2 protein-coding genes are annotated in these 14894 nt (G+C 56.0%); one reads left to right on the top strand and one right to left on the bottom strand.

The window, feature by feature from the left end:
* Positions 1-23: 23 nt before the first annotated feature.
* Complete coding sequence (locus L2Y54_RS09245) at positions 24-632, top strand: metal-dependent hydrolase (protein WP_236501558.1); 609 nt, start codon at positions 24-26, stop codon at positions 630-632.
* Between the two features lie 89 nt (positions 633-721).
* Here L2Y54_RS09245 and L2Y54_RS09240 read toward each other — a convergent pair whose 3' ends face one another.
* Positions 722-14854: an IPTL-CTERM sorting domain-containing protein gene (locus L2Y54_RS09240; RefSeq protein WP_236502016.1), complete on the bottom strand. Its 14133-nt coding sequence runs from the start codon at positions 14852-14854 to the stop codon at positions 722-724.
* Between the last annotated feature and the right edge of the window lie 40 nt (positions 14855-14894).

Here is a 14894-nt window from a genome sequence, read left to right as displayed (position 1 = left end):
ATTCGATTAACAGGGGCAACAACATGGCTGATAACAGCACACACCATTTAGCAGCAGTGGCGACAGGCATAGGTGTCGCTGCGGTAGCTTCCATCATAGCGCCACAACTGGGCTGGGAAATTATCGGCATCACCGCATTAAGCGGTTACGTTGGCGGTTTACTACCCGATATTGATGATACGCAATCCAGCGGTTTTAAAGTGGTGCAATACCTGAGTCGCTTAGCCGCCATCATCGTACCCGGCATTCAGTTTGTTTACCGCCCGACTGACTTATTGCTGGCAATACCTATCGCTTTGTTCATGGTGTCACGCTTTTGGGAAGTGTTGAGCCAGATTATGAAACGGGGCGGGCATACGCATTCTGCGATTGCAGCGGTCTGTCTCTCTCTGGGGGTGGCGTGGGTTGCTTATCTGACGGTGGGGGCAGCAGCGGCACTTCCGGCATTTTTAGCATCCAGTGCCAGTTACTTGCTGCATTTGTTACTCGACGATCTGGACAATACGCGCTTTGTGGAAACGCCAACCGGGATGCGCTCAGCGTTAACACCTATCGGCCGGGGTCGTGCTATTGAGTTTTACAGCATTTTGGCTATTGGATTTGTTAGCTTTTTTGCGCTGTGGGGATTTTAATTCACAAGCCTGATTTGGCATCTACAGAAAAACAGAAGGGGCAGAATATTCTGCCCCTTTATTTTTTACGGATTACCGGTGGTTAAACCTTAGCTGGCTTTGCGCCGGTAGCCAAAGGCTACCAGCAGCATCAGCAAGCTCAGCATCCACAACGCCCATTCACCCAAGGTTGGAATTTGAGTGGGTGCACCGATAGAGATACTGGTGCTATCACCGGATTGGTCAGTATTGTTGTTATCCGTTCTGACATCCGCGTATTCCGGTTTACCATCTCCATTCATATCCCAACTGGAGCTAGCCTGGTTTTCGATGGTTTGCTGCTCACCCACCTGGTTCAAGACACTGTAGAAACGAATCACGACTTCATTCGTGGCTGTCTCTTCCGTGGTATTGCCCAAGTCTGCACCGATGCTCCCTTTCCAGAAGACCCGACCGCGTGGGAACTCCTTGCTGGGGGCTTCGTAGCGGCAAATGTCGGTGCGTGAAGTACCACGTGTTTCACAGTAAACCCCGTCTGCGCTGACGTGCGCTCCGGCTTCCATTGCTGCGTAATACGTGCCTTCTGGCACACCGTCGTAGATTTCCACACCTGCAACCGTATCGCTGCTGCTGTTGATCCACACCATTTGCCACAACATCACCTGTTCGCCGGTTGCCGTGACCGTCTTAAGGGCCGTTGGCGGGTCAAACACAAAGCGGACATTGACCGAACTCTGGCTGCTGGCATCCAGCGCATCGCCCAGCAGCGTACCGTCTGGCTGTGCCGGTTTCGCCGTGACACTGGCTTTATTGACGATACCCGCAGTAATGACATGCTCGTAGTAGTAACGGATACGGGCATTGGCATCCTTGCTCAGCGGTGCCAACAAGGCAGGCACGCTACCCAGCGGTTTGAGCTTGTCAGCGCTCAAGCCAAGGGTTTCATCCAGCAATGCCACCTGTGCTAACCAGTTGTCGCCGGTATTGGTGATCTCGAAACAGTAGGTGACGTTTTCACGTTTGTCCTTGTCGAGGTCTACCAGCGTCATCTCGGTTTTTGCCTGTTCCGTGCCGCACTTCGCCCCAGCGTCATGCCCCTGGTAAGCGGTTTTCTGCAAGAGGATACCGCTGTTCAGTTGCGCATCAAGGAAGTTCAGCCCGGTACAAGTGGTTTTGCCATCCGGCAAGCGGCACACGCTGCTACCATCGACCACATCGACGACGACCGGAATGCGGTTGTCATTCGGCATTGCCAGATCAGCCGTGGAAACATGCCCCGGTTTGTCGGTAGCAACCACCACCCAGTTACCGGCAAGCACATTGGTAAACACGTAACGCCCGGTTTCGTCGGTCAGGACACTACCAACGCTTGCACCGTCATCCGGGTTGCCATCGCCATTCGGGTCGCTGAACAATTGCATCGTGATACCGACTAAACCGTTATCCGGGTCAGCCAGATCGCCGTCATTATCAGCATCCAGCAACACTTGACCACTCAGGCTACCCTGCGGCTTGGCGTCAAGGAACAACGGTTTGGGCGGCACTTGCCCGGAAACCAGCGTGACCGGCACACGGTTGTCGTTAGCGCCTGCGCTGTCAGCGGTGGACTCGTAGTTGGCAGGGTCGGTTTCCACCACCAGATATTGCCCCGGCGGAACACCTGCAAAGGTGAAGCTGCCGCTGCTGTCAGTGGTCACGGTTTCGATTGCCACGCCATCTGCCGGGTCGCCATCGCCGTTCGGGTCAGTGAACAGGGTGACAGTCACCGTCGGCAAACCGCTTTCCTGCGCATCTTCCACACCGTTGTGGTTACGGTCATCCACCACCTTGCCGCTCAGCACCACATAGGATGCCGGATCATAGTCAAGGAAGTTGACGTTCTGCACCGTGGCATTGCTGGCAACGCTCACTTGCACCTGATCGTGGCTGATGACTTTACCATCGCCCGTGCCTGCACTGCTGCCGGTTGACACATAGCCTTGCGGCTGGGTTTCAGTCAGCGTGTAAGTACCCGGCGGCACTAAGAACTGGTAGCTGCCATCGGCTGCCGATACGGTGCTCAGGCTGACCGGATTACCGAAGCTATCCGTGCCGCTGAGTGTCAGCGTGACATTGGCAATAACGCCATCAGCGGGTTCAACCGTGCCGTTTGCCCACAGGTCATTCACCACTTTGCCACTGATGGTAGCTGGCAAAATGCCTGCGTCCAGCGTCAGGTTGGTTGTACCGGACGTGAATGCTGCCAGCGGCGTTGCCCCCATGCTATTCACATCGGAATCACGCTCGGCATCGTCACCTTGCCCAGCGGTGGCAAAGGCAGTATCCAGCGCAATGAGCTGCACGCTGTAGCTACCGGCTGGTACGCTGAACTGGTACTTGCCGGAAGCATCGGTTTCAGTGCTTGCCACCATGTTACCGGCTTCGTCCAGCAACAGAACGGTGACGTTTGCCAGCGGCATTTCACCTGCATCCTGTACGCCGTTCTTGTTGGCATCCAGCCAGACGTAATCACCGATTTTGGCTGGCAGAATACCGGCATCCACCGTTTGATTGCCCGGCGCACCTGATGCTACCACTGCCGTTGCCTTACCGGTTGCCGGGTCAGCATCGGAATCAATCGCATCGTCGTCACCCTGATTGCCCACGGTCAGCTTCATGTCATCGGTCAGCACGAACTGTACGGTGTAAGTACCCGGTACGACATCGCGGAAGGCGTAGAAACCGGAAGCATCCGTGGTAGTCAGGGCAACATCCTTGCCATTACCATCCATCAGCTTGACGGTTACACCCGCCACGCCCGGTTCGCCTGCATCCTGCACACCGTTTTCATTCAGGTCTACCCACACGCGGTCGCCCAATGCACCAGCCTGAATACCGGCATCCACATCCTGCACCACCTTGCTGGAAGTCACGCTAAACAGCGGTGAACGCCCGGTTTCAATGTCAGCATCGGAATCGCGGGTATCGTCTTCACCCTGATTCGCCGCCACCAGTTTCATATTGTCCGGGGTCACGAATTCGAGCTGATACTCACCCGGCAAAACACCGACGAAGCTGTAGATACCGTCCACGCCCGTGGTGGTGGTCATGACCAGTTTGCCATCCTTATCCAGCAAATTGACCACAACACCCACCGCACCGGGTTCAGGATACATGCCATCGTCGATACCATTGCTGCTGTTGTGGTCGATCCACACCCGTCCAGTGACACTGGCTGGCAATAGACCCGCATCCACAGCCGGGTTATGCAGACCGGATTGCACCACCGCTGACATCCGCCCATTCGCATTGGCATCGCTATCCATTGCGTCATCAGTACCCGCATCGGTCTGGGTCAGGACAAAACCATCCAGATTGTCGATTTGCGCGAAATACTGGCCCGGCAGCAAGTTATCAAAGCGGTATTCACCGTTGACGTCCGACACCACCCGGTAAGGCTGCTCAGGGTTCAGCGGATTCATGACCGGCTTGCCTGCACTATCCAACAATGCCAGCGTGACATCACGGATACCCGGTTCGCCCGCATCCTGCTTGCCGTTGCCATTCAGATCCAGCCACACGCGGTCGCCGAAGCTGCCAACCTCATAGAAGCCGCCGTTCTTGTCCACATTATCACCGGACTCCAACGTCACAGGCATACTGCGGTCTGCCAAGACCCCACTATTGATATTGGGGTCATCACCCTGGTTAGGTGTTACCGGCAGGTAATTCGCAGGCGGTGTCACCACCACCACGTAAGTACCCGGCATCAGCCCGCTAAAGCCGTAATCACCGCCAGCATTGCTGCTGGTTGTGCCGACCAACTCACCATCCGCCGGATCACCGTCACCATTCGGGTCGGTGTACAAGCGTACCGGAATCTCCATCAGTGGACGCTCACCGTGCGTCAGCAAACCGTCACCGTTGTTATCCTCCCAGAAGGAACCACTGACAGCGGCTGGGCGTACCCCGGCATCGACATCACGGTTATGTTCCCCGGCAGTCAAGGTGACAGTCACCTGACGGCTGAGGATTTCCGGGTCGGAATCCAGCGCTTCATTGCTACCCTGATTTGGCAAGGTCAAACGCATACCCAGCGGCAACTGGTATTCCAGCGTGTACACACCCGGTGGCAACGCAGTAAACAAGTAGTTACCGGAAGCATCGGTGGTCGTGGTCAGACTGACTGCATTACCCGCGCTATCCTTGCCTGACAGCACCACCTTGATACCGCTCAGCACTGGCTCAGAACTATCCTGCAAGGAATCGTTGTTTCGATCCAGCCACACCAAATCACCCAACGAACCCAGCACGCTGGCGTAGAGGAAATCCTGATCCGTCACTGCGATACCCGAAATGACTGTCAGCGCGACTTCGCCATCCTGACCGCCATCCACATCCCCGCTGGGGGCATACGGGTTAGGATCAGTCGTGCTAATCACGTAGTTACCCGGTGGCACAGCCGTAAAGCTGTATTCACCCTTGTCATTGGTTGTGGTGGTCTGTATCGGCTTGCCATCCAGCAGCAAGGTAACAGTTACGCCAGCCATGCCTTGGTCAGCATCCTGCAAGTCACCGTCACGGTCAGTGTCTTCGCGCACCTGCCCAGTAATGTTCGCCAGCAAGGTATCGAGGAAATCCTGCCCCGGTTTGTCATCACCCGATTGCACGGTCACACTGATGCTATTGTCATTTGCGCCATCCACATCAGCGGTGGAAATCCAACCATTACGATCGGCTTCACGCACGCTGTAAGTACCCGGTAACAGATTTTCAAATACATAGTAACCGTCGGCATCCGTCATTTCCGTGGCGACGAGTGTGTCTTCCAGCCACAAACCAATACTGATGCTGGCAATACCGCTGTCTGCGTCGGTTAGCACGCCATTGCCATTGCTGTCATCACGCACCTGACCACTCAGACGTGCTGGCATGTAGTCAAGGAAGTCATTGTTGGCTGATACCTGACCGCTGCTCACGTTAACGTTGAGGGTATCTTTATCTGCCACCGCGCTGCCTTGTGTTCCGGCTTCGCTGCCTGTCGACACCGCATCCGACGGATTGATTTCCCTGACCGTGTAAGTACCAGGCGGTACGGCAATGCTGTAATTACCGTCTGCATCCGTAGTGGTTTCCAACGTGACCGGGTTGCCGAACGCATCCGTACCCGTAATCGTCACAACCACACCCGCCACCGGCTTGTCATCATCGTTTTGCGCACCGTTGGCATTACGGTCATCCAGCACCGTACCGCTGATGGTGGCAGGCACAATACCCGCATCCACCGTCTGGTTGCCGACATTGGAAACCACGCTGACAGCCACTTTACCCGCAGCATCGACATCGGAATCCAGCTCATCGTCACTGCCTTTGTCGGTCGCCGTAAATTGCGCCCATTCCGGCAATACGAATTGCACGCTGTAATCCCCCGGCAATACCCCGGTGAAGTTGTAGAAGCCGGTCGCATCGGTAACTTGCGTCGCCACCGGATTGCCACTGCCATCCAGCAAATTCACCGTAATCTTGCCAATTCCCGGTTCACCGGCATCTTGCAGACCGTTATTGTTCTGATCCAGCCACACATGATCGCCGAGTTCGCCCGGTTGAATACCGGCATCGACATCCGTCACGCTCGCTGACGAATTCAGTACAAAGCTGGGGCTACGTCCGTTAGCCACTTGCACATCGGAATCGCGGGCATCATCGTCGCCCTGATCAGGCGTGACGAATACCATAGTGGCAGGCTGCACGGTTTCGATCAGGTATTCACCCGGCAAAATGCCCGTGAAGTTGTACTGACCTTCTGCCCCCGTGGTCGTGGTGGCGACCACTTCGCCGGTTTTGGCATCCAGCAAATTAACCCGCACACCCGGTACGCCGGTTTCAGTGTCATCCAAGCCATTGGCGTTACGGTCAATCCACACCCGCCCGCTGACAGCGGCTGGCAGAATCCCCGCATCCACGGTGTCGATGGTTTGCCCAGAAGCCAAGGTCACAGATGCAACACCGCTGGCATCCGCATCGGAATCCAGTGCCGCATCCGTCCCCTGCTTCGTCTGAGTAAAGGCAATGCCTTCCGGTGCAACAAACTTCACGCTGTAAGCGGCTGGCACAACGTCCTTGAACTGGTACATGCCCGTTGCATCCGTAGTAGTGGTTGCTACCACTGCCCCAGCGCTATCCAGCAATTGCACCGTCATGCCGGTAATTGCTGGCTCATCCACCTCTTGCAAACCGTTGGCATTAGCATCCAGCCACACATAGTCACCGAGCTTGCCCAGCTTGTAGAAACCGGCATCCACAGCGGTGGTATCCGCCGTCAGGCTGATCGCCACCACACCTTGCGCATTGGTGTCGGAATCCAGCGCATCATCGCTACCTTGCTTGGCAGGGCTGCGCTGATAACCGTCCGGCTGGCTAAAGGTCACGAGGTAATCCAGCGGCAGCAGCTTGCTGAACAGGTACGCACCCGTGCCATCGGTCAGCACGGCTTTCACCTGCTCATCCGCATCAGGGATACCGTTGTTGTTGGTATCGCGGTACAGCGCCACCATCACCCCTGCCAGACCCGGTTCATCCGCGTCTTGCACACCGTTGGCATTCAGGTCATGCCATACCTTGTCGCCCAGCGACACCAGCGTGACATAACCGAAGTCCAGACCACTGGTTTCCTGAGAAGGTTTCACTACCGCCTGGGTTTGGTGATCTTTAACACCATCCGGGTCGCCGGTTTGTTGTGCACCCGCAGGCAAGCTGGCAGGGTCAATTTTCACCGTATACGTACCCGGTGGCAGGTCAGCGGCACTGTAGACACCTTGCTCATTTGTCGTCAGGGTCGCCACCGGATTGCCGCTGCTATCCAGCACCGTAACACTTACACCAGCCAGCACAGGTTCGCCAACATCACGCACGCCGTCGGTATCGGTATCAGTCCACACTACCCCGCTGAGGCTGCCTTGCTGCTTGCTGTCGAGGAAATCGTTACCAGTGCTGTGTTGCGCAGAGGCCAGTGTGACCGCCACACGGTTGTCGTTTGCACCTTCAATGTCAGCAGTGGAATCCCACAGTGCCAGATCGGTTTCAACCACGACGTAGTTACCCGGTTTCAGGTTAGGGAACGAGTATTTACCGTCACTGTCGGTAGCGGTTCTTGCCACTTCGACATCATCACGCAGCAGGATGATGGTCACGCCCGGAATACCGGTTTCGACATCAGCCAATGCACCGTCGTAATCCACGTCATCGCGTACCTGACCGGCAATGCTGCCAATACGGTAGTCGAAGAAGTCATTGCGTTCGGAGGTAGTGCCACCAGCAACAGGAGTCGTGAGTTCATCCATGCCGACCACGCTTGCACCCGCTGCCGAACCAGCTTTGCTGCCACTAGAGAAGTAATCCGCAGGGTTGGTTTCCTTGAGGGTGTATTCACCCGCTGGCACAGTGAAGCTGTACAGACCGTTGGCGTCCGTGGTGGTGGTTTGGGTGATGTCGACACCGAAGGCATCTTTGCCTGTGAGGGTCACGCTCACTCCCACGATCACCAGTTCGCCGCTGTCTTGTACGCCGTTGGCATTGGCGTCTTCGATTACGTAACCGGAGACAGTAGCCGGAGCCAGACCCAGATCCAAAGTGACATCTTCCGCACCGGATGCCAGCGTGACGGCTGGTGTCATCAGGGTCGCAGGGTCAGCGTCGGAATCGGCAGCGTCATCGCTGCCTTGATCAGCTTTGGTCGCGGCAACACCGGCTGGAAGGCTGAAACCGACGCGGTATTCACCCGGCAATACCATGAACTGGTATTTGCCGTCTTGGTCGGTGGTGATGGTAATCGCGTTACCGCCCACATCCAGCATTGGCTTGCCATCTTTATCCAGCAGGTTGACGACCAGACCAGCAACCGCAGATTCGTTGGCGTCTTGCTTGCCATCGCCATTCAAGTCTTGCCAGACGTAATCGCCGAGTTTGGCGGGGACAATCCCTGCGTCCACGGTTTGGTTGCCGACACCGGAAACGATGGCGACTGCAATCTTGCCGTCGGTTGCTGGGTCAGAGTCGAGCGTTTTGTCACTGCCCTGATTCGCTGTGACCAGCGTCATTCCGGCTGGAACAACGAATTGTACCGTGTACTCGCCCGGCAAGACGGCGGCGAAGTTGTAGAAGCCCGTCGCATCGGTGGTTTGAGTGGCAACGATTGCGCCGCCGCCATCCAGCAGGTTGACAGTGACGTTGGCAATGCCCGGTTCACCGCTGTCTTGCAGACCATTGCCATTGCTGTCCAGCCACACGCGATCACCCAGTGCGCCCGGTTCAATACCCGCGTCCACATCGGTAATGCTGTCGCCGGATTTGACGGTGAAGGTATGGCTCTTGCCATCTTCCACATTGACATCACTGTCTTTGGCATCGTCGCCGCCCTGGTCTTGTTTGACGAAGCCCATGTTGGCAGGTTCGATGACTTGTACCTGATAATCGCCCGGCAAGACACCCGTGAATTGATAGATACCGTCTGCACCTGTGGTGGTAGTAGCCACCACTTTGCCGGTTTTCACGTCAATCAGGTTAACGCCGACACCCACGACACCGGATTCGGTACCGATACCGTCATCTTGGGCGTTCGGAGTTTGGTTGTCGCTCCACACACGTCCGCTGATAGCTGCTGGGGTAATCCCAGCATCCATGCCAAGCTGTGTTTCACCAGAAATCAAGGTCACTGTTGCCAGACCATTGCCATCCGCATCGGAATCCAGTGCCGCATCAGTACCTTGCTTGATAGCGGTGAAGCTCATCCCGGTTGGGGCAACAAACTTGACGCTGTAAGCAGCCGGAGTCAGGTCGCTGAACAGGTATTTGCCATTGCTGTCTGTTGTGGTGCTTGCCAAGGTTTGACCGGCACTGTCCAGCAATTGCACTTCCACACCTGCCATGACTGGTTCGTCGGCATCTTGCACACCGTTGCCATTGGCATCCAGCCACACGTAATCACCGAGTTTTGCCAGTTGGTAGAAACCGGCATCAATGGTGTTATTCGCGCCGGTTTTCAGGCTAACGGCTACTTGCCCGTCGGCATCCGTGTCGGAATCCAACGCATCATCCGCGCCCTGATTGGACGAGCTGCGCAGATAGCCATTGGGCAGGGTGAATTTCACCAAATAATCCAGCGGTAACAGGTCAGCGAACAGGTAAGCACCGCTTGCTGGTGTCACCACGGATTTGAGTTGCTCATCCGGCTCTGCCAAGCCGTTGCCATTGGCATCGCGATACAGCATCACGGTGACGCCAGCCAAACCGGGTTCGCCGTCATCCTGAATACCGTTGGCATTCAGGTCATGCCATACGCGGTCGCCAAGGTACACGTTGCCGACATAGCCAAAGTCCAACCCGCTGGTTGCTTGCGCCGGTTTGACCTCAGCAACCGTTTGATGATCCAGCACAGCATCAGGATCGCCAGTTTGCTGTGAACCTGCGGGCAAGGTTGCCGGATCAATCTGCACGGTGTAGTTGCCGGGTGGCAAATCAGTCGCTGAATAAGCACCGGTATTGTCCGTGGTCAACGTGGCAACGACTGTGCCATTGCTGTCCAGCACCTTTACGGTCACGCCCGGAATGCCGGTTTCTTCAGCATCACGCACGCCGTCGGTATCGGTATCTGTCCACACTACCCCGCTGAGGCTGCCTTGCTGCTTGCTATCGAGGAAATCGTTACCAGTGCTGTGTTGCGCAGAGGCCAGTGTGACCGCCACACGGTTGTCGTTTGCACCTTCAATGTCAGCAGTGGAATTCCACAGTGCCAGATCGGTTTCAACCACGACGTAGTTACCCGGTTTCAGGTTGGGGAACAGGTACTTGCCTTCGCTGTCGGTAGCCGTTCTTGCTACTTCGACATCATCACGCAATAGGATGATGGTTACGCCCGGAACACCGGTTTCGACATCAGCCAATGCGCCGTCGTAATCCACGTCATCACGTACCTGACCGGCAATGCTGCCGACGCGGTAGTCGAAGAAGTCATTACGTTCGGAAGTAGTGCCACCAGCAACGGGGGTCATGACTTCATCCATACCGACCACGCTTGCACCCGCTGCCGAACCGGCTTTGCTGCCACTGGAGAAGTAATCTTCCGGGTTGGTTTCCTTGAGGGTGTATTCGCCCGCTGGAACAGTGAAGCTGTACAAACCATTGGCATCGGTTGTCGTGGTTTGGGTGATTTCGACACCGAAGGCATCTTTGCCTGTGAGGGTCACGCTCACTCCCACGATCACCAGTTCGCCGCTGTCTTGTACGCCGTTGGCATTGGCGTCTTCGATTACGTAACCGGAGACAGTAGCCGGAGCCAGACCCAGATCCAAAGTGACATCTTCCGCACCGGATGCCAGCGTAACTGCCGGTGTCATCAGAGTGGCGGGGTCAGCGTCGGAATCCGCTGCATCATCCGCACCTTGATCGGCGGTAGTGGCTGCCACACCTGTTGGGAGACTGAAACCCACACGGTATTCACCCGGTACAACCATGAACTGGTATTTGCCGTCTTGGTCGGTGGTGGTGGTAATGGCGTTACCACCCACATCCAGCATTGGCTTGCCATCTTTATCCAGCAGGTTGACCACCAGACCAGCAACCATAGGTTCTGCCGCGTCTTGCTTGCCATCGCCATTCAAGTCTTGCCAGACGTAATCGCCCAGTTTGGCAGGGACAATCCCTGCGTCCACGGTTTGATTACCCACACCGGAAACGATGGTGACTGCTACTTTGCCATCGGCTACCGAGTCAGAATCAAGCGTGTCATCCGTGCCCTGATTCGCTGTTACCAGCGTCATTCCGGCTGGAACGACGAATTGCACGGTGTAATCACCCGGCAAGACGGCGGCGAAGTTGTAGAAGCCCGTCGCATCGGTGGTTTGAGTGGCAACGATTGCGCCGCTGCCATCCAGCAGGTTGACGGTGACGTTGGCAATGCCGGGTTCACCGCTGTCTTGCAGACCATTGCCGTTGCTGTCCAGCCATACGCGATCACCCAGTGCGCCCGGTTCAATCCCGGCATCGACATCGGTAATGCTATCGCCGGATTTGACCGTGAAGGTATGGCTCTTGCCGTCTTCCACATTGACATCACTGTCTTTGGCATCGTCGCCGCCCTGGTCTTGTTGGACGAAGCCCATATTGGCAGGTTCGATGACTTGTACCTGATAGTCGCCCGGCAATACACCCGTGAATTGATAGATACCGTCTGCACCTGTGGTGGTAGTAGCCACCACTTTGCCAGTTTTCACGTCAATCAGGTTGACGCCGACACCCACCACACCGGATTCGGTACCGATACCATCATCTTGGGCGTTCGGAGTTTGGTTGTCGCTCCACACACGTCCGCTGATAGCTGCCGGTTTTATCCCAGCATCGACATGACGCAGCTCAAGACCTGAGGTCAAGGTAACGCTGACTACACCGTTGCTATCTGCATCGGAATCCAGCGCATCATCTGCACCTTGCTTAGCGGTGGCGAATGCCATCCCGTTGGGTAGCACAAATTTGACGGTATAAACCGCTGGCGGCAAATCGGTAAAGACATACTTACCGTTGGCATCCGTTGTCGTCGCCGCAAGCTGGGTGTCTGCGCTGAGCAATTGCACTGTAACACCGGGCATTGCAGGTTCGCTGGCATCTTGCTTGCCGTTGTCATTCATATCCAACCAGACATAATCCCCAAGGCTACCCAGACGATAGAAACCCGCATCCACTGTCTGGTTTGAGCCGCTTTTCAGGCTCACTGCCGCCAGACCATTCGCATCAGCATCCGAATCCAGCGCATCATCTGCGCCCTGATTGCTGGCACTGCGCAGATAACCCTCTGGCTGGCTAAAGGTCAGCAGATAATCCAGCGGTAACAAGCCACTGAACTGATAAGCACCATCCGCCCCTGTAATTTGTGTACTGACTTGCTCATTAGCGGCTGGAACACCATCACCATTCGCATCTTGGAACAGTGTTACCAATACCCCAGCAACCCCAGGTTCACTAGCATCCTGCATACCATTCGCATTCAGGTCGTGCCATGCCCGATCACCCAGACTTACACTGCCGACGTAACCGAAATCCAGCCCAGAGGTTTCTGTTCCGGGATTCACATTAGCGGTGGTTTGATGATCTTTCGCCGCATCCGGGTCAGCCGTTTGCTGCACGCCACTTGGCAAACTGGCGGGATCAACTTTCACCAAGTACTCACCCGGCGGTAACTGCTCCGCACGATACGCCCCATTGGCATCGGTGGTCAGCGTCGCCACCACCGTACCATCAGCATTCACTACCGTAACCGTTGCGCCGGGAATACCGGTTTCTTCAGCATCACGCACCCCGTCGGTATCGGTGTCAGTCCACACTACCCCGCTGAGGCTGCCCTTCTGCTTGCTATCCAAGAAATCATTCCCGGTGCTGTGTTGGGCAGAAGCCAGTGCCACGGCTATACGGTTGTCGTTTGCACCTTCAATGTCAGCAGTGGAATTCCACAGTGCCAAATCGGTTTCAACCACTACGTAGTTACCCGGTTTCAGGTTCGGGAACAGGTATTTGCCGTCGCTGTCAGTAGCGGTTCTTGCCACTTCGACATCATCACGCAATAGGATGATGGTCACGCCCGGAATACCGGTTTCCACATCAGCCAATGCACCGTCGTAATCCACGTCATCGCGTACCTGACCGGCAATGCTGCCAATACGGTAGTCGAAGAAGTCGTTGCGTTCGGAAGTGCTGCCGCCCGGTGCAGGGGTGGTGACACTATCCGCATCCACTACCGCAGCACCCGCTGCCGAACCGGCTTTGCTGCCACTGGAGAGGTAAGTCACCGGATTGGTTTCGGTCACGGTATACGTACCCGCCGGGACGCTGAAGCTGTAGAAACCATCCGCATTGGTGGTTGCCGTCGCTGTCAGTGGATTGCCGAATACATCATTGCCCACCAGTGTCAGGCTGACACCAGCAATACCGGGTTCAGCCGCATCGTGTACGCCATTGGCATTGCGGTCTTCCAGCACATAACCAGACACGCTGGAAACGCTCAAACCAACATCCAGCGTAGTGTTCACATCGCCAGACACCAGTTTGACCACCGGGGTCAGACCGGTTGCCAGATCCGCATCCGAATCGGCGGCATCATTGCTGCCTTGATCCAGCTTGCTGAAGGTTGCCCCGGCTGGCAAAACAAAACCAACCCGGTATTCGCCCGGCAATACCACAAATTCGTACTTGCCCTGAGCGTCGGTAATGGCAGTCATGGCATTGCCACCCGCATCCAGCACTGATTTGCCATCTTTATCCAGCAAGTTGACGCTCATGCCCACTACCGCAGGTTCGGAAGCACCTTGTGTACCGTCACCATTCTGATCCCACCAGACGAAATCGCCGAGTTTGGCTGGCACAATCCCCGCATCCACGGTTTGATTGCCCACGCCGGAAACGACCGTTACCGCAACCTTGCCATCCACACCGGGGTCGGAATCAAGGGTGTCATTGCTACCGACATTGGCTGTTACCAGCGTCATGCCTGCCGGTGGTACGAATTGCACCGTGTAATTGCCCGGCAGTACCGCCGCGAAGTTATAGAAGCCGGTGGCATCGGTGGTTTGGGTAGCCACGACCGTGCCGCCGCCATTCAGCAAATTCACCGTGACATTGGCAACGCCCGGTTCACCGCTGTCTTGCAGGTTATTGCCATTCAGATCCAGCCAAACGTGATCACCCAATGCGCCGGGTTCAATACCCGCATCCACATCAATAATCGCATCGCCGGATTTGACATCAAACGCATGGCTCTTGCCATCAGCAACTGCCACATCGCTGTCTTTGGTATCGTCGCCGCCTTGGTCTTGCTTGACGAAGCCCATTTCAGCCGGTTCGATCACCTGCACCTGATAATTGCCCGGCAATACCCCAGTAAAGTTATACAAACCGTCTGCGCCAGTGGTGGTAGTCGCCACCACCTTGCCGGTTTTGGTGTCAATCAGGTTAATGCTGACACCAACTACACCGTTTTCTGCCGCCAGACCATCGTCTTGTGCATTCGAGGTATTGTTGTCGATCCAGACCCGCCCGGCGACGGAAGCAGGGCGTACCCCGGCATCCAGCGTCAGGTTATTGTCACCGGATTTCAGGGTAGCACTGGCAATGCCATCGCTTGCCACATCGCTGTCTTTGGCATCATCCGCGCCCTGATTTTGGCTGGTGAAACTCATGCCCGCTGGCAACGCAAACGTCACGCTGTAGTTGCCCGGATACAGGTTTTCAAACAGATAATTGCCCAGTGCATCGGTGGCTTTG

The sequence above is a fragment of the Thiothrix winogradskyi genome (assembly GCF_021650935.1).
GTDB lineage: Bacteria > Pseudomonadota > Gammaproteobacteria > Thiotrichales > Thiotrichaceae > Thiothrix > Thiothrix winogradskyi.
Note: the sequence above shows the minus strand (reverse complement) of the source record. Positions and strands in the feature narration are given on the sequence as shown.